Source organism: Bartonella chomelii (assembly GCF_014138465.1).
GTDB lineage: Bacteria > Pseudomonadota > Alphaproteobacteria > Rhizobiales > Rhizobiaceae > Bartonella > Bartonella schoenbuchensis.
The window spans coordinates 26,749-44,166 of the sequence record NZ_JACJIR010000006.1; the positions used below are offsets into that span (position 1 = coordinate 26,749).

General features: G+C 39.4%; 21 protein-coding genes. 14 read left to right on the forward strand and 7 right to left on the reverse strand.

Annotated elements, in window-relative coordinates:
- Window positions 1-8: 8 nt before the first annotated feature.
- From flhB to motA, 6 genes are all read right to left on the reverse strand, one after another.
- Complete coding sequence (flhB, locus tag GGR10_RS05780) at window positions 9-1,079, reverse strand: flagellar type III secretion system protein FlhB (protein WP_182480314.1); 1,071 nt, start codon at window positions 1,077-1,079, stop codon at window positions 9-11.
- 19 nt (window positions 1,080-1,098) lie between these two features.
- The gene (locus GGR10_RS05785; protein WP_246316855.1) at window positions 1,099-2,169 is read right to left on the reverse strand and encodes a flagellar motor switch protein FliG; all 1,071 of its coding nucleotides are present in this window, start codon (window positions 2,167-2,169) and stop codon (window positions 1,099-1,101) included.
- A 52-nt stretch (window positions 2,170-2,221) separates the two neighbouring features.
- Complete coding sequence (gene fliN, locus GGR10_RS05790; RefSeq protein ID WP_078690333.1) at window positions 2,222-2,506, reverse strand: flagellar motor switch protein FliN; 285 nt, start codon at window positions 2,504-2,506, stop codon at window positions 2,222-2,224.
- 311 nt (window positions 2,507-2,817) lie between these two features.
- Window positions 2,818-3,255, reverse strand: coding sequence for a BAB2_0123 family type IV secretion system effector (locus GGR10_RS05795; protein ID WP_210268813.1), 438 nt, complete (start codon window positions 3,253-3,255; stop codon window positions 2,818-2,820).
- Complete coding sequence (locus GGR10_RS05800; protein ID WP_182480316.1) at window positions 3,236-4,243, reverse strand: FliM/FliN family flagellar motor switch protein; 1,008 nt, start codon at window positions 4,241-4,243, stop codon at window positions 3,236-3,238. Before GGR10_RS05800 ends, GGR10_RS05795 begins: the two co-directional genes overlap by 20 nt.
- Window positions 4,244-4,245: 2 nt before the next feature.
- A complete protein-coding gene (gene motA, locus GGR10_RS05805; protein ID WP_182480317.1) occupies window positions 4,246-5,121 on the reverse strand; it encodes a flagellar motor stator protein MotA in 876 nt (291 codons plus the stop codon).
- 277 nt (window positions 5,122-5,398) lie between these two features.
- Here motA and GGR10_RS05810 point away from each other — a divergent pair, with 277 nt between their 5' ends.
- The 14 genes from GGR10_RS05810 to GGR10_RS05875 all read left to right on the forward strand — a co-directional run bounded on the left by GGR10_RS05810 (window position 5,399) and on the right by GGR10_RS05875 (window position 16,872).
- Complete coding sequence (locus tag GGR10_RS05810) at window positions 5,399-6,199, forward strand: DUF1217 domain-containing protein (RefSeq protein WP_182480318.1); 801 nt, start codon at window positions 5,399-5,401, stop codon at window positions 6,197-6,199.
- A gap of 39 nt (window positions 6,200-6,238) precedes the next feature.
- On the forward strand, window positions 6,239-6,973 hold the full coding sequence (flgF, locus tag GGR10_RS05815; RefSeq protein WP_182480319.1) for a flagellar basal-body rod protein FlgF: 735 nt from the start codon (window positions 6,239-6,241) through the stop codon (window positions 6,971-6,973).
- Window positions 6,974-7,015: 42 nt separating this feature from the next.
- The gene (locus GGR10_RS05820; RefSeq protein WP_339379946.1) at window positions 7,016-8,545 is read left to right on the forward strand and encodes a flagellar protein export ATPase FliI; all 1,530 of its coding nucleotides are present in this window, start codon (window positions 7,016-7,018) and stop codon (window positions 8,543-8,545) included.
- Between the two features lie 346 nt (window positions 8,546-8,891).
- Window positions 8,892-9,278 carry a flagellar basal body rod protein FlgB gene (gene flgB / locus GGR10_RS05825; protein ID WP_010704238.1) on the forward strand — a complete coding sequence of 129 codons (387 nt, stop codon included), beginning with the start codon at window positions 8,892-8,894 and terminating at the stop codon, window positions 9,276-9,278.
- A gap of 2 nt (window positions 9,279-9,280) precedes the next feature.
- Window positions 9,281-9,694, forward strand: a complete 414-nt coding sequence (flgC, locus tag GGR10_RS05830; protein WP_010704237.1) for a flagellar basal body rod protein FlgC — start codon at window positions 9,281-9,283, stop codon at window positions 9,692-9,694.
- A 63-nt stretch (window positions 9,695-9,757) separates the two neighbouring features.
- Window positions 9,758-10,102, forward strand: a complete 345-nt coding sequence (gene fliE, locus GGR10_RS05835; protein ID WP_246316861.1) for a flagellar hook-basal body complex protein FliE — start codon at window positions 9,758-9,760, stop codon at window positions 10,100-10,102.
- A gap of 46 nt (window positions 10,103-10,148) precedes the next feature.
- Window positions 10,149-10,937: a flagellar basal-body rod protein FlgG gene (gene flgG / locus GGR10_RS05840; RefSeq protein WP_034990291.1), complete on the forward strand. Its 789-nt coding sequence runs from the start codon at window positions 10,149-10,151 to the stop codon at window positions 10,935-10,937.
- Between the two features lie 5 nt (window positions 10,938-10,942).
- On the forward strand, window positions 10,943-11,401 hold the full coding sequence (gene flgA, locus GGR10_RS05845; protein ID WP_182480320.1) for a flagellar basal body P-ring formation chaperone FlgA: 459 nt from the start codon (window positions 10,943-10,945) through the stop codon (window positions 11,399-11,401).
- Window positions 11,401-12,639 carry a flagellar basal body P-ring protein FlgI gene (locus tag GGR10_RS05850; protein WP_078690109.1) on the forward strand — a complete coding sequence of 413 codons (1,239 nt, stop codon included), beginning with the start codon at window positions 11,401-11,403 and terminating at the stop codon, window positions 12,637-12,639. The genes flgA and GGR10_RS05850 overlap by 1 nt, the downstream gene beginning before the upstream one ends.
- Window positions 12,636-13,415, forward strand: coding sequence for a MotE family protein (locus GGR10_RS05855; RefSeq protein ID WP_182480321.1), 780 nt, complete (start codon window positions 12,636-12,638; stop codon window positions 13,413-13,415). The genes GGR10_RS05850 and GGR10_RS05855 overlap by 4 nt, the downstream gene beginning before the upstream one ends.
- Before the next feature lie 74 nt (window positions 13,416-13,489).
- A complete protein-coding gene (flgH, locus tag GGR10_RS05860; protein ID WP_246316875.1) occupies window positions 13,490-14,158 on the forward strand; it encodes a flagellar basal body L-ring protein FlgH in 669 nt (222 codons plus the stop codon).
- 110 nt (window positions 14,159-14,268) lie between these two features.
- Window positions 14,269-14,766: a flagellar basal body-associated FliL family protein gene (locus tag GGR10_RS05865; protein ID WP_182480323.1), complete on the forward strand. Its 498-nt coding sequence runs from the start codon at window positions 14,269-14,271 to the stop codon at window positions 14,764-14,766.
- Complete coding sequence (gene fliP, locus GGR10_RS05870; protein ID WP_010701587.1) at window positions 14,763-15,524, forward strand: flagellar type III secretion system pore protein FliP; 762 nt, start codon at window positions 14,763-14,765, stop codon at window positions 15,522-15,524. The genes GGR10_RS05865 and fliP overlap by 4 nt, the downstream gene beginning before the upstream one ends.
- A 199-nt stretch (window positions 15,525-15,723) precedes the next feature.
- Window positions 15,724-16,872, forward strand: a complete 1,149-nt coding sequence (locus GGR10_RS05875; protein ID WP_182480324.1) for a flagellin — start codon at window positions 15,724-15,726, stop codon at window positions 16,870-16,872.
- A gap of 110 nt (window positions 16,873-16,982) precedes the next feature.
- On the opposite strand, the gene GGR10_RS05880 is transcribed toward GGR10_RS05875, so the two are convergent.
- Window positions 16,983-17,418, reverse strand: a 436-nt coding sequence (locus tag GGR10_RS05880) for an autotransporter outer membrane beta-barrel domain-containing protein (RefSeq protein WP_182480325.1), incomplete at its 5' end; no start/stop codon positions are given.

The window sequence follows — 17,418 nt, forward strand, 5'->3', positions numbered from 1 at the left end:
TGCTTATTTTAATGGATCTTCTGACTGTTGATGAAACGAATTAATGCAGCAACACTTTCATATAATTCAGGTGGGATAACTTGGTCGACTTCAACTTGTTTATACAATGTACGTGCTAATTCTACATTTTCAATAACAGGGATGTCATTTTCGACAGCAATTTCACGAATTTGTAAAGCGAGAATATCTTGCCCTTTTGCAACCACAACTGGCGCATAATCAAGGGGTGGTTTATAGCGCAAAGCAACAGAAAAGTGGGTCGGGTTTGCCACAATTAAGGTTGCAGTAGGAACATTAGAAATCATTCGCCGACGCATGCGGTCACGTGCTAAGGAGCGCATCCGTGCTTTGATCATAGGGTTTCCTTCAAGGCTTTTATGCTCTTCTTTAATTTCTTGTTTGGTCATGCGTAGTTTTTGGCGCCAGTGAAAACGTGACCATGCTAAGTCAAACCCTGCAATAGCAGCAACAGCTACAATGAAAGAGAGGGACAGACCGACGAGTTTTTTACGAATATATTCTGGTAAAGCTGGTGCATCTGTTAATAATGCGTTGATGAAAATTGTATTGTTTTTGAAAAACATAATATAAACAATTATGCTCACACCAATCAGCTTGGTTAATGATTTTAAAAATTCCACTAACCCTGCTTTACTGAAAATGCGTTCAAATCCATTACTAAGTGAAACGCGCGACCATTGTGGGCGGATGCGCTCCATAATAATACGTGGTACATGTTGTATAGCTGATGCACTTATACCGATCAGGGGTATAATAATTAAAATAGGTGCTAAAGCTAAGCCTACATTACCACCTACTAAATAAATCAAATGTTTAATATCTTCTGCAGTGTTAATGCGCCACGATTCAGGGTGTTCAAGCCATTGAAGCAAAAAATGCGAAAGCTGTGATATGGCCGGAAAAGCGATAAAAATAGAAATTACGCTAAAGCTTAAAAGAGAAGAAAAAATAGGCAATTCACGAGAAAAGGGAAGATTTCCTTTTTCTTCTGCTTTATGAATTTTGTGTTCTGTTGGTTCTTCTGTTTGGCTCTCTTTATCGGGCTTTTCATCTGACATGTTGGTTTAAGCGCACCTTTTAAGACGTTCCTTCTTCACCTGAGAGATTAATTGTTCCTTGTTCTGATAATTTGATTGCTGTTTGGGCAATATTACGGCGTGCATTTATAATTGCTTCTTGTTGGATGGAGTCATTACCTGAAGAAAGTTCTGCTTCCACTATACGCCGTGTACGTTGTGAAAGAGAATTTAAAATAAGGTCTTTCATCTGATTATCTGCACCATGTAAAGCTGTAATAACGGTATCAGCTGTAATCTTATCAAAAAGCAATAACCGTGCTCGTTCTGTCAAACGCGGAATATCTTCGAAAACAAAAAGCTTTGCTTTGATTTTTTCTAAATCTTCAGAACTCAAATCATCAAGATTTGCAAGCATCTCGTCAACATCTGCTTTATCAAGTTCATTAAGGATGGTGGCCACTTGCCCGTGATGAGCTTTTTCTCCCACATTATTGTCTTGTGAGAAAACAGGACGCAGTGCGTCATCAAGAACTGTATCCATTTCTGGCGAAACTGGGCGTAAATGCAACCTTCTACGGGTAAGATCAGCACGCACCGCCATAGGCTGCGCCATTAAAATTTTTGCTGCAATTTCAGAAGGAAGACGCGAAACAATATAGCTAACCACTTGGGGATGCTCTTGTGCAAAATGCATTTGCAAAACATCAATGTTTAATTTTGCAATAATCTCCCAAAGGCTTTCGCGAGGTGGAGCTGGTGCCTTTGAAGGGTCAAGAACTAAAGCAGCTTCCTCTTCTGATAATGTTTCTTGTACCAGACTGTCGAAACGTGAACCAGCTTCAGAAAAAGAAGCTCCTTCAGCAAAGGCATCTTCAAATTGACGAACCAGAATTTCAAAATCAGCAAGAGAAATGTTGGGCAAAGTATGCGCCTGCCCACTCAGACGGCGTAAATCATCTGGAGTAAAATGTTTTAAAAGACGCGCAGCAGCAGGTTTTCCTAAAGCAACAAGGAGCGCTGCAACTTTTTGTTGCCCAGAAAGTGTATCAATAAGTGTAGAAGACACATGTGTATCAGGTAACGTATTTTCCAATTCGTCTTCTGGTACAACATTTATTACTTCTGTCATTTTTTCTTTCATTGCCTGCGTCATATTTGTTTTTCACATTTTGCAAGTTAATTTATTTGCCCATAACTTCGGTAAGGCTTACCCCAAAACGGGAAGGATCGTCTTCTAGAACGATAACCTCACCACGCGCGATAATACGACCATTGACGATAATATCAATAGGGTCTCCAATTTGCTTATCAAGCGTAATCACTGAACCGCGACCTAAATCCATTAGGTTTGCTACTGGCATAGTGGTTGAACCTAAGACAATTTGAACTTCAACTGGGATACTCATAATGAGTTCTGGATTGCTGTGCACTTCATTTGTATTTTTTTGTGCATTTGTAGCACCCATGCTTCCAACAGTTTTTCCTGCTGATGCAGTAAAAGCAGGGCCACTGCTTGCTGTTGCGCCGGGGGTACTCATCCCTGGTTTTTGTGCACTTGCTCCGGCACTACCTGGCATCCCAGGTTTTGCTCCTAGGGGACTAGGTGATGTTGCTGGACGAGGTGGCGTTGCTGGGTTGACCCCTTTAGCACCCCCAGGAGGATTTATATCATTTGTCATTTTTGTCACCATATTCTTTGTTTTTGCCTTATACTCTTTGGTTTGTAAAGGCTTTGAGGTTTTCTATTTTAAAGTTGTATTTTATTATTCAGAGGATCTTAGTGCATTTTACGCTGCACAAAAACCGGAAAGTTTTTGGGAACAATGGGTGGCTGTTGGTGCGTATGTGGTGCACCAGCTTCCATTGTAGGCTCATGAGCTTTGGCAGTTAAAGTGGCGCGAAAATGGTCAAAATCGCTTTGTAGTTGATTGCGGACATTTTCCATATGAGCAACAGAGCGATCAATATTGCGCCGAATCCGTGTTGATTCAATAATACGTGCATCCATTTTGCGGTTTTCATCGCGAAACTCTTGATGTTCTTCACGCAATATTGAAATTGCTCGATCAAGGCAAGCAGTTCCGGTTTGAACTTGTTTAGCCAATTCTCGACCCATGTGGATTGTTGTCGTTAATTTTCGTGTAGTTATAATAAAAACACCTAACGATACCAGTGCTAGAAGTGCACTTGCTATATTAACTATGAACCAGCTCATCAATCATTTCCTTTTCTTCATCAATAGGATCAGTGACCCGGATGGAAAAATTTGTCCCCATTTTACCAAGGGAGCATTTATAAAGAGATTTTTTGCCACTGCGTAATTTTATCTGTTTAACAGCATTGGCAGGAAAGGGCAGAACTTGCCCTACTTGAAGTTTTGATAATTCATCTAAGGTCATTGATCCTTGTTGGATAAACGCTTCAATAGATACGTGTGCTCGGCTTACTTCTTGTTTTAAACGTTTAGCCCAAAGCGGATCTGTATGTTTTGCAGGTGCGCGCAAGGCCCGTGTAACGGCTTCTTGAATAGGGCGGTGGCAACTGCGTGGCATTAAGATATTCACGTTTGTTTCTATTTCATTGCATTTGACACCAAGAGTACAAGAAAACATCTGCGATTGATGAAAGGTTTCTGCATTAAATTCTTGCGCTTTGAGTATTTGCTTAAAAAGTAAAAGAGAACCATCACCTGTGCCAAATATTCCATCCATTGTATTAGCCAGCAATTTTCCAAAATATTCACTTATTTTGTATTCTGTTGGGCTAAAGGGGCGTCCATTACGATTTATAAGCTTTGGCTCTGCTGCACCGAAAAACGCTTCTGTTATAAGATCAACCAAGGCTGCATCAAGAACAAAGATAACATCATCTCCCCAAAGACTGGAACTAAAATAAATCAATAATGTATCTGTTCCGATCGTTTGAGTAATCTTATCACTTTTAAGTGTATCAAGCGATTGTACATCGGTAGAAAATTCTAAGGATGTATAATGGCCTAACTGTGTACAAAGACTGCTCGCTGCGTCACGAAACACATATTGAAATGACATAAGGTCATCACTTGACAGACCAGCCGCACGCAAAATGTGTTGGGCCAACACATCTTGCTTTTTCTCTTCATTGATATTGTGCTCAGTTTGCGCAGCCTGTTCGGTTTGCGCAGTCTGCTCTGTCTGCTCTGTCTGTTCAGTTTGTTCAGTCATGTTCAAGCGGCCTCTTTTTCAGCACCTGGACCAACGATTGTGTGTTGCTCTACAACATCAATTGTTGGGCGATCTTTTGCTGAAATGGTTTTACGTCCATATTCTAGTGCAATTTGTGGTATTGCGCCGTTCATATAAGCCAACAGTGTTTGTTTCACGACAATATAAATACGTGTTTTTTTATGGCGCACCGTTTTAATTTTTGTGGCGATGGGACTAAAGACACTGTAGGAAAAGAAAATACCTGCAAATGTTCCAACAAGAGCTGCTCCAATCAAACGCCCTAACACTTCTGGTGGCTCACTAATAGCACCCATGGCTTTAATCACACCCAAAACAGCTGCCACAATACCAAGCGCTGGCAGAGCATCAGCCATATTTTGCAGAGCATGAGAAGATTTTTCAGAATCTTTTACAATTGTGTGAATTTCTTCATCCATTAAGGCTTCAATCTCAAAAGGGCGAGCGTTTCCCATGATAATAAGACGACAATAGTCACAAATAAAACTGGTTAGAGAACTATCTTTTAAAACCAAAGGATATTGCTGAAAAAGTGCAGATTCTTTGGGGTTGTCAACATGACCCTCCATTTCGGAGCGTGATTTTGAGCGCATTTCCCGCATAAGAACATAGAGCAAACCTAAGGTTGCTAAAAAATCTTTTTGTTTGGGAACAGCGTCTGTTGTTGCTTCCAATGTTGCTTTCATTGCATCTTTAATCACACTAAAAGGGTTAGAGACGATGAAAATACCAATGGCTGAACCCAAAATAATAACAAATTCCCATGGTTGTACCAGAACATCAAGATGCCCACCCATGGCAGTGTAACCGCCAATTATGCATCCTAAAGTAAGCACTAATCCTATAATGACACCCAATACCGTGGTCTCCTATTTTCTAGTTTTGATGAAAGATAAATCTTTATGCTTGTGCAAAGCTTACCAATTTTTCATGATGAATTGTTTGTAATTTTATGCAATGCTATAAAAAAGTGTTAAAATGCACAAGAATTTATGAAAAAATTTTTAAGTATATCAACAACGCTAAATTGAAAATACTGTTATAATAAAATATTGTTGCAATAAAAAGCATTTTTATCATCAGTTTCAGACAAGTTTTATACTTTAAAGAAGTCTGCCTAGAAAGAGGTTTGCTATGATTAGCACATATATGAGTTATAGAAGTACAATCGATAATATGAAACAAACATCGAGTCAGCTTTTTAATGAGCCTCAGGTTAAGCGTGAGACAGACTATTATGTAAGTCATATTATAGGTATAAGATCAGTTGATGATTTTTTGGCAGATGATCGAATCTATCGCTATGCTATGAAGGCTTATGGCTTGGAAGATATGATTTATGCAAAAGGTATGATGCGTAAAGTGCTTTCAGACCCTGATTATGCTTCTCAATTGACAGATAGGCGTTATCAGCAATTTGCAGCAGCTTTTAATTTTAGCGTTTATGGTGAAGAGGCCACTCAAAGAGAGAGTGCAAAAACAGGCACTGTAAATAAATATATGCAGCAAACTTTAGAAATAAAAGTTGGTGAAGAAAATGAAGGAACACGTTTGGCTTTGTATTTTACCCGTACTATTGGGGAAATGACAAAAAGTGGTGTTCTTTCAGAAAAAAGTTGGGCTTATCAAATTCTTGGAGATAAAGCTTTATCAGCGGTGGTTTTTACAGCTCTGAATATTCCAGAAAGTGTGCGTTCATCAAAAATTGAAGCGCAAAAATCTTTGTTAGAATCACGCATGTCCCTTGGAGATTTAGAAGACCCCAAAAAATTAGAGCAGTTTATTGCACGTTTTTCTGCTATGTATGATGCACAAAATCGAACAGATACAAATCCTGCTCTCACACTTTTACAAGATTCAAATTTAGGAAGCGGATTAGCGTTTTCTCCTGAAACAATGGTGGCTTTACAATCTCTTAAGCGGGGTAGCGCTTAAAGAGTATCGTTAAATAGTATAAGAAAAAGAGGCAGATTTATGCAAAATCCGATTTATGTGGGAGTGTCGGGTCAAATCAGTTTGGCACGCCGGATGGAAACAATTGCACAAAACATGGCAAATGTTAATACACCAGGTTTTCGTGCTGGTGGTATGAAGTTTGACACGTTGGTATCTCCCGTTGCACGCGAGCAAAGAGATCAGGTCGTTTTTGCGAGCGCTGGTAAGGGATATATTTCAACAGATCGAGGTGCTTTGGTAAAAACCGGTAATGCTCTTGATGTTGCTGTAGGGGGTGATTCATATTTTTCTATGCAAGCTTCTTTTGGGCCAGTTTATACCCGCGATGGTCGAATGATTATGACACCAGAAGGTGGTTTGGTTTCAGTAACAGGATTGCCTTTTTTAGATGATGGGGGCGCACCAATCCAGCTTAATCCTGCAGGGGGTACTCCTCGTATTTCAGCAGATGGGAGCGTTTATCAAAAGGATGTTTTAGTTGGAAAAATTGGTCTATTTCAATTTCAAAAAGGGACTCAATTGCGTTATGGCCCTAATGCTTCTGTTATTCCTGATAGACCTGCCATGCAGTCAGAAGGGGGGATTGGTGATAAGGTTGTACAAGGTTACATTGAAAGCTCTAATGTGAATGGTGTGTCTGAGATGACGCGTCTTATCGAAGTAAGTCGCGCTTTTGAACGGGTTGAGGCAATGTTGCGTCAGCAGGAAGAAATGCGTTCTAAATCTATTCAAATTCTTGGTGGAAAATCTTAAAATGATTGATCACACAAGTCTTTTATAAAGAGTTATTATGCAATGCAAAAAAGCAAAAATGATTCTGCACCAACGGATGTTTTAAAAGATACTACGCCAATGGTTTCTTCAGATACAAAGGTTTCTCCTGTAGGTGCAGATTCTGCAGATCCAGATCTTACGAATGCAGAGCTTAAAGATACAGATCTTACGAATGAAGAGGGTGCTGTTCTATCTGTTAAGGAAAAACAGGCAGATGCTCCACCTACAGCTTTGAGCCGGTTGCTTTCTTTTGTCACACATCAAGATGACCCTTCCTCTTGTTTGGTTAATCAAGGGGGGGTTATAAGCGATGTGGCGCGTGGTACATTGGTTGCGCGTGGTTTATCACAATCTGTATTGCTTGGGGATACAGTGTGTATTGATTGTGATGGGCAGGCAGTGCGGGGTGAAATTATTCATGTTAATGAAGAAAATGTTTTGATTAAACCTTATGATGAAACCGTTGTTCCTGTTCTTATGGCTTCTGTTTTTCCGCAAGGTCCGCTTTTTGTAGCGCCAGATCGTTCTTGGTGTGGTCGTGTTGTTAATGCTTTGGGGGAGGCTATCGATGGTAAGGGGGCACTGCTTTGTGGTCCACGCAATATGGCAGTTGAAGGTGATGTGCCACCAGCACTCAAACGTGCACGTGTGAAAAAGGGGTTACGTACAGGCGTTAAAGTGATTGATATTTTCACACCTCTTTGCTTTGGTCAGCGTATTGGAATTTTTGCTGGCTCTGGGGTTGGAAAATCAACCCTTTTGTCGATGATGATGCAAGCTAATCATTTTGATACAGTTGTTTTAGCACTTACAGGTGAACGTGGCCGTGAAGTGCGTGATATGCTTGATGATACATTGCACAACAAATTAGACAAAGTGGTTGCAGTGATTGCAACAGGTGATGAAAGCCCAATGATGCGGCGTTTAGCTCCAATCATGGCTACAACAATTGCAGAATATTTTTCCTCCTTGGGTGACAATGTTTTACTCGTGGTCGATTCGGTTACACGTTATGCATTAGCAATGCGTGAAATTGCTATTTCTGCTCATGAGCCACCTGTTTCACGTGGGTTTCCCCCCCGGGTTTTTAGTGAGTTGCCACGTTTATTAGAACGAGCAGGCCCTGGTAGAGAAGGCAAGGGGTCTATTACGGGTGTTTATGCAGTGTTGGTTGATGGCGATGATCATAATGATCCTATTTCTGATGCAATTCGCGGGATTTTAGATGGCCATATTGTGCTTGATCGTGCTATTGCTGCCCAGGGAAGGTTTCCTGCCGTTGATATTCCAGCTTCTATTTCACGTTTGGCACCTCATAGCTGGACAGATGAACAACGCATATTAGTTCAAAATTTGAAGGAAATGATTTTTCGATACGAAGAAACACGTGATTTGCGTGCAATGGGTGCTTATCGTGCGGGGACAGATCAGGTCCTTGATCAGGCAATCTTTTTAGTGCCATCTATTTATGCTGCTATGAAACAAAGCCCTGATATGCCTCTTGTTCATGACCCTTACGATGAATTGGCAAGGTTATTGAAAAGTCAATAATTGCCTATGAGAGACAAAGTTAAAGAGCATCTTTCCAACAGATTATTTTATTTATCAATAGCGATTATTCAATGTCTATAAGAGAGATGGCTTTTAGTTTATGAAGGTAGAGAGACAATTTTTCGTAAGAACCAATGTTTTGATTTTATGACTTACAAAGGGCAAGATTGATATAAAATTTATACAGTATATATTGTATTTCTATTTATTTTTTAGATTACTGTTCTTAAACTTATAAATATAAGTTGATATTTATACTTTATCTTACTTTAAAAAACATACAGACAAGGCTCGCGCAAGATTGTTTTCTTATCATCTTTCCCAAGGATTTAAGGATTATAAAATTATGGATTCAGTCAATCTTTTTGATATTGCCAACAAACAAGCAGATTGGTTAACTGTGCGTCAGAAGGCAATTGCTAGTAATGTGGCTAATGCTAATACACCGGGGTACAAAGCCCGTGATGTGCAAGATTTTCCGACTGTTTTGCAAAACCAAACGATTTCCATGGCTGTTACCAATGTCCGTCATATAGATTTGACGGACAATGGTATGGAAGCCCAAGCTATTCGCTCTGAAAATATCATGGAGATTACGCATTCTGGAAATAATGTTGATTTAGAAGAAGAAATGCGTAAAGGCGGAGAGGTTAATCGTGAGATGTCTCTCAACACTGCCATTGTTAAGGCTTTTCATCGCATGATGATGGTGACGGTTAAAGGAGGGTCATAATTATGGCTGATAGACTAATTGCAGCAGAGCAAGTTGCCACAACAGGTTTAAGTGCACAGTCAATGCGTTTGCGTATTATTGCTGAGAATTTGGCTAATGCCAATTCAACGGGGAAATCTCCAGGTGCATCACCTTATCGGCGCAAGACTGTCAGTTTTGAAGCTGCTCTTAATCCGCACAGTGATGCACAAGGTGTGCAGGTGACACGTATTGGCAATGATAAAGCGCCTTTTATTATGCGTTACGAACCAGGGCATTTGGCTGCTGATAGTAATGGCTATGTGAAATATCCCAATGTCAATTCTATTGTAGAGATGGCAGATATGCGTGAAGCAAATCGTTCTTATGAAGCGAATTTACAAGTTGTCCGCCAGGTGCGCGATTTGGTTTCACAAACAATTGATTTACTGAAATGATAAGGCAATTCATTGCGTTATCAGCGAATTTTATATTTGAATTTTTGTAGGAGCGTTAAAAAAATGATCCAGGCCCTCACTTCCATAATATCTAGCAGTTCTTTGGATTCATCAAACCAAGTAAGCGGGCAGATGAATAGTGCTGCTATGCAACATTTACCTGTTCAGGCAGCTGAAGAGAGCAGCAGTGTCAGTTTTAGTAAAATTTTGTCTGAAGTTGTAGGAACAGCTGAAATGAAATTACAAAATGCAGAAAGTCTTTCTATTGGTAGCTTGGCTGGCAGTGATGTTGGTGTGCGTGAAGTTGTGAATTCTGTGATGGAAGCTGAACGGTCTTTAAGTACAGCTATTGCTTTACGTGATAAGATGGTACAAGCATATCTTGAAGTGAGCCGGATGCAAATTTAAGATAGGCTGAACAGAGTTTTAAAAAATATAGGAAAAAATCATGGTCATGAGATCACTTTCAATTGCTGCAACAGGTATGGCTGCTCAGCAAACCAACCTTGATGTTATTGCTAATAATTTAGCAAATATTAACACAACAGGTTTCAAACGTGCGCGTGCAGAATTTGCCGATTTAATGTATGTGGCAGATCGTGCAGTTGGTGTTCCCAATATGCTCAATCAAGCTATTGTGCCTGAAGGTGCGATGATTGGAATGGGGGTGCGCACTGCAGCAGTTCGTAAGGTTAATATGCAAGGGGCTTTTGTTCAAACTGGTAATGCATTGGATTTAGCTATTAACGGAAATGGCTGGTTTGAAGTGCAAGATCCTAATGGCAATGTTTTTTACACACGTTCGGGTGCTTTTAACTTAAGTGAAACAGGGCAGATTGAAACATTGGATGGCAATTTAGTGCAACCTGCTATCACAATTCCTATAGGAAGTAAGAATATAACAGTAAGCCCTGATGGAACTGTTTATTATCAAACTGATATGGATCCCACCCCTGTGGAAGCTGGTCGCCTTAATTTGGTTAACTTTGTCAACGCAGTTGGTTTGGAAGCAGTAGGGGATAATCTTTTCCGTGAAACACCTGCTTCTGGTGCGCCGGTACCAGGTTTTCCAAAAGATGATGGGTATGGCGGCATTATGCAGGCAATGCTTGAATCTTCTAATGTTGATCCTGTAAAAGAAATCACAGAACTGATCGCAGCGCAGCGTTCTTATGAAATGAATTCTAAAGTAATTCAGGCGTCAGATGAAATGGCGGCGGTTGTTTCTAAGAATTTAAGGTAAATGCTATGAAAAAGCTTTTGCTTCTACTTACAGCCTTTTTGTTATCATTCTTTTCATTGACAGTAGTTTATGCTGATCGGGTCAATTTTATTGTTCCTAATAAGTCCGTTTATGCTGGCCAGCGTGTGAGTGATGTAGGTTTAAGTGAAAAAAGCTTTTTTATAAAATCTGAAGCTGCTTCTTTGTATGCTACACAGATGAATCAGCTTCTTAATAAGGTTGCAAAACGCACCTTAACAGCTGGTCGCCCCATTTCACTTGCTTCTTTGGGGGATCCGGTTTTAGTCGAGCGTGGTCAAACAACCAAATTAATTTTTCAAACAAATAATTTGCAGATCACTGCTTTGGGTGTGGTTTTACAGTCGGGATCCTCAGGCGATCTTATTCGAGTTCGTAATGCCGATTCAGGCCGTATTGTAATGGGCACTGTTTTACAAAATGGTGACGTGAGAGTAGGTTTTTAATGGTTACGCGTTCTCTTTCTCGTTTCTTTTTTGCTTCTTTGATAGGCTTTTTTCCAGTCTTTATTCCAGCATTTGCGGATGAAGGGGGCAAAAATGTAGAACAGTATACCTCTCCAGCGGCAGCTGATGCTGCTTGGTTAGGAGCTGGTGGTGACCCTGCTAAAATGCATTACGCAGATTTGGCTCGTCCAGGTGCGGTCGCACGCTTGAAAGATATTGCAGAAATTCAAGGTGTGCGCTCTAATCAATTAGTAGGTTATGGTTTGGTGATTGGTTTGAATGGTACGGGTGATTCTTTACGAAATGCACCCTTTACAGAGCAAGCTATGCGAGCCATGCTTGATAATTTGGGGATGAGCCCTCCTGCTGGTGCATCACGTGCCAATAATATCGCTGCTGTTATCGTTACAGCTGAGATGGTGCCTTTTGCCACACCAGGATCACGCATTGATGTGACGGTTTCTGCATTGGGAGATGCAACATCTTTACAAGGTGGAACATTGGTGATGACACCGCTTCTTGGGGCAGATGGTAAAACTTATGCAGTAGCACAAGGCAATATGGTTATTTCTGGCTTTGGTGCTCAAGGCGTGGCAGAAAGTGTGACGCAAGGTGTTCCAACATCGGGTCGTATTCCTAATGGTGCGTTGGTAGAGCAGAAGATTGAAGGCAATTTCAACCAGGGTAATGAGGTTATTTTGGAGTTGCGCAACTCTGATTTTTCAACAGCTGTTCGTGTGTCAGATTTAATTAATATTTTTGCCAATAAGCGTTATAAGCACAATGTTGCTAAAGAGCGTGATGCAAAAACTGTTGTTTTGAATAAACCCCGCAATATTTCAATGGCGCGTTTTATTGCTGAAATTGAAATGCTTCCTATTCCTACAGATGAAGTGGCACGTGTGGTTGTTGATGAACGTACAGGGACTGTTGTCATTGGTGAAAAGGTGCGTGTTTCACGTGTGGCGATTTCACACGGAAGTTTGACAGTTCGTGTAACAGAAGAGCCAGAAGTTTCACAGCCAAATCCTTTTAGTGATGGAGATACGGTTGTTGTGCCCAGAACATCTGTTGATGTTGATCAGCCAGTATCCAACATTGGTATTTTAGATGGGGTAGATTTAGATAATCTTATTAAAGGGCTTAATCAAATTGGTGTCAAACCAACAGCCATTATAGCAGTTTTGCAGGCTATTAAAACTGCAGGTGCTCTTCATGCGGAGCTTGTTGTTCAATGATAAAATTACAGTTTTATTCTTCTTGGTTTTATGTAGCGGTGCTCATTGTGTGTGGAGCGGGCAAGGGTTATGCGCAAGATGCATTTGATCTAAGCCCTGAGCCAATGTTCATTTTTGCTTCTGTTGCCAATCCAGCACAAAAATCGGCGCCAGCTCCTTCATCCACAAAGAAGGTTAAATCTGCAAACCGGTTGGATCAGGCAAAAGCGTCTACAAAGGCATCTACAAAAGCGCCTACAAAGACACCTGCAAAGGCACCTGCAACAACATCTACGACAACACCTGCAGATAGTGCTCCAGAGACAAAGGCTTCACCTGTTTCATCGACACAAGGTTTGTCTAAGAAAGACACAGAAGAAGTAGAACGTTTTTGTGATAATATTGGCAGTCAGGCTGCAGATGCGCGCTTTCAATTACAACGTCAACAATTACAACAATTGCGTGATCAAATTGATGAACGTGTAAAAACTTTAGAAGAAAAACGGCGCGAATATGAAGTTTGGCTCGAAAAGCGTAATGAATTTTTGTCAATGGCAGAGGATTCTTTGGTTGAGATTATTTCAAAGATGCGTCCTGATGCAGCAGCTGCTCAATTAGCTTTAATGAGTGACCTGGTGGCAGCTTCACTTGTGCTTAAGCTTAGCCCTAAAATATCAAGTGCTATTATGAATGAGTTACCTCCTGAAAAATCAGCTGAATTAACGCAAATACTTGTGAGTGCACAACAGACCTCGTCAAAAAAGAAACAAGCACAACAAGTGATTGATACAAAGTAATGATGAAAGTGAAAAAGATGAAACACAGTCAGAAACGCTCTTTGCACTTTTTTTTAAAGGCTGGCATATCTTTGATGTTAATGCCATTGGCTGCTTGTTCTTATAATCCGAAGGATTTTAATTCAGCACCAGATTTTTCTCCCGTACGTGCAGATTTAGGTTTTGCGCCTTCACGTTCAGCCCATTTTTATCCACCGGCACCAAAAGAAAGCAAATATTCGCTCTATCGCCCCAATGTTGTTAATAACTTTTATCGTGATCCACGGGCAATGAAGCCTGGTGATGTATTGACTGTGCAAATATTTATTAATGATCGTGCCAGTTTCAACAATAAAAGTGATTTAAAGCGGGATTCAAGTTCCAAATATACTGTTGGAACAGAGTATTCATTTTTAGAAAAACTTGCAGGTAGTGTTGAAGCATCATCATCAAACCAATCTAAAGGTGATGGTAAAGTAGAGCGGCAAGAAAACATTCGCCTTTCCATTGCTGCTGTTGTAACAGATGTTTTGCCAAATGGTAATTTGGTTATTAGTGGTTCGCAGGAAGTGCGGGTTAATTATGAAATGCGTATTCTCAATATTGCGGGGGTTGTTCGCCCACGTGATATTTCTGCCAATAATATGATTGATTATGACAAAATTGCTGAAGCACGCATTTCATATGGAGGGCGTGGACGTATGAGTGAGATACAACAACCTCCTTACGGTCAACAGTTACTCAATCAAATTGCACCTTTCTAATTCAATTATACTGTAAGGGTCTTTTTAAAATTTGAGATTTGTTCAATAATAATCGCAGGCAATCAATAAAATAACTGCATTTCATTATTTGTGATAATAAGGGGTTCTTTATGGCAGAAGCGCCGAAGGAAGAAGAAAAAACAGAAAAAAAAGACAATAGTGTGAAAACATTATTGATCGTTGGGGTTGTTTTGACAGTCGTTGCTGCAGCTTCTGGGTGGCTTTTTGGCATGTGGGTGAGTAAAGAAGTAACACCAAGTTCCAATGATTCTAAAGAACCAGTGGCAAAAACTTCAGCAAGTTTGATTATGGACGATTCACGTATGATTATTTTGCCTCCTATTTTGACTAATATAGCGGTGCCAGATAAAACTTGGATTCGAATGGAGATTGCGTTAGTTGTTAAATCTGGTGAAAATATTTCGCCGGATATGATTGCTGATATATCGAATGATTTTGTATCGTTTTTACATCAAATGACGATTGAACAAGTAAAGGGGCCGTCGGGTTTAATGAATTTACGTAGCGATCTTTTTGATCGTGCTAAAATTCGTTCTGACGATAAAATAAGCAATATTTTGATTTCGAGTTTGGTAATAGAACAATGAAGAAATTTGTCGGTTTTGTATTCATGATGCTTTTGTTGGTAACAACAGATGCTACAGACGTGTTTGCACAACAAACAAATTTGGCAAGCACTGGAGGCCTTTCAGGGCTCCTCGCACCAACTGACGGCAAAATCAGTGGACGGATTGTTCAGCTTTTTGGTTTGTTGACCGTTTTGTCAGTGGCGCCTGGTTTGTTAATTATGGTGACAAGTTTTACTCGTTTTGTTATTGCCTTTTCGCTTTTGCGTTCAGGTTTAGGGTTGCAAACAACACCTTCCAACCTGGTGATGATATCATTGGCTTTATTTATGACCTTTTATGTGATGGCGCCAACATTTAATACTGCTTGGGAGCAGGGGGTTCAGCCTTTAATAAAAAATGAAATTAGCGAACAAAAAGCGATAGAAAAAATTAGCCAACCTTTTCGTGAATTTATGATATCGCAGGTTCGTGAAAAAGATCTTGATTTGTTTGTAGATCTTTCTGACCCTTCTTTTAATGTTAAAACAGGGGCTGATATCGATTTTCGGGTTTTAGTTCCTGCTTTTATGATTTCTGAGTTACGCCGTGGATTTGAAATTGGCTTTCTTATTGTTTTACCTTTTTTGGTAATAGATCTTGTTGTGGCGACATTGACAATGTCAATGGGGATGATGATGCTTCCTCCAACAGTTATTTCTTTACCGTTTAAAATTTTATTTTTCGTGTTAATCGACGGTTGGAATCTACTCGTTGGAAGTTTAATAAGATCTTTTTAGATATAGTTAATACAGCCATTAACTATATTTAATATATATTTGTATTTAAAACACAAATATACTTTACAAAGTACTTTATTATTATAAACATAAAAATATACTTTAATTTATATTTCTAATAGATATTTATTTTTTTGATGCAAGCTTGGGGGAGGGCCTCCTAGCATATCCCATCTATTTTCTTTGGGGGCTTATAATTATGGTTATGAACTTATTTGCAAATCAGTCAGCGGTTGCAGTGCAAACAGCACAATCAATTGATAATCATTCAAGCCGACTACAAGATCAGCGTGAAGCAGAGTTACAAATTCGCAATACGCCAGATCATGCTGCTTATGAATCAATTTCACCAATGATGAAATATGATAGTGCTACAATAGTTTCAGTTGTTGATGCTATTAAGCAAAGCAAAGAGCAGGTTGAAGTTGCAAAAACTGTGGTTGACCTTACCAAAGGTTCGTTAGATACAATCGAGAAATTGGTGATTTCTGCATACACCAAGGGAGCTGAAGATTTTTCAAAGATTCAAGATCATATTGCAGAACATGTGAAAGATCTCTCTTATGCTATTGAAGAGGCTGCTATTAGTGCAGGAAATATTGTTGCCAATGGTGGGATGAAAGCTAAAATTCCTTCTTCTTATAGGCATGAAGGTTTAACTGTTTATGTTGATAGCATTGAAATTGGTGGTCCAGAATTGAACTTTGGTGTTTTAAATATCGATGGTACAATCGATATGTCTAAAGGCATTTTGAAGAATATTTTTAATACAGGCACAACAACGAATTTTGATACGGCCAAAGTGGCGTTTGATACAGCACAAAAAGACTTTCAAAAATTAAAAGATACTCTTATTCAAGCAAAAACTCACTATGCTGCTGATCCTTCGTTGACTCATAAAGTGGTGTATAATGATGCTCAGCAAGCTATTGATGACAATGCAAAAAATAATGAAACTTTAAATAAAGCAAAAGCTGAGCTTAAGACAATTGCAGATGGTATTTCTCTGGTAGATTTTGTAAAAATGAGGGATGTTGATCAATTATCTACTGAAGTACGTGATATCCTTTTTGAGAGTCTTCAGAATAATATTCAAGATTCAATTACTGCAACTTTAACTGCAAAAGCTAAAATTAATTCTACAATTGATTTAATTAGCATTCAACCTGAATTTGTCAAAACATTGGTTGGAAATATCGATTCAAATATTAGGGCTTTAGTTGATATTAATATGGATGCTCAAACAGCACGTCTATCAGCTTTACAGATACAAAAACAACTTAGTGCTCAGACATTTCCAATTGCTAATCAAAATACCTATCACACTTTAGCTCTTTCCCAAAAATAGAAAAGCAACTTTTTAGGTAGATTAATCTCTTTAGTAACGCAATAAAACCCAACGATATCAAAAAGACAAGCAAATAAAATTACCTTTTTGATCAAAGTAAAATAATATTTTTAAAAGCGATAGCGCAATGTTCCTGAGAAAATAGCTCCGGATAAGCCAACTTTTTGAAGTTTTTGCTGATAGCTAATATCTCCACGGAATGTAATGTTTTGAATAAGTTCTGCATTAACACCTATTCCCCCTTCAATTGCAGGTCCTATAGGGTCAAAATAGAAACTCTTTTTGCAAACTTGTACTGTTCCTCCATCACCAAAAACACTGATAAGATTAAGTTTACCATAGAAAGAAAGAGTACGACCGTCTTCAAACTGGTTAACATTCTTAACCAAACGCCCACCCATACGAATTGACCACTGGTAAGGATTGCTGATATCCACCTTAAATTTATCGGCATCTTGAATGGTATTAAATATCAATTGCTGATAAGCAATCTGTGTCTGTGGCTCGAATACCAAGCCTTCAATGCTGGTTGCTAGCTGTTTCCCC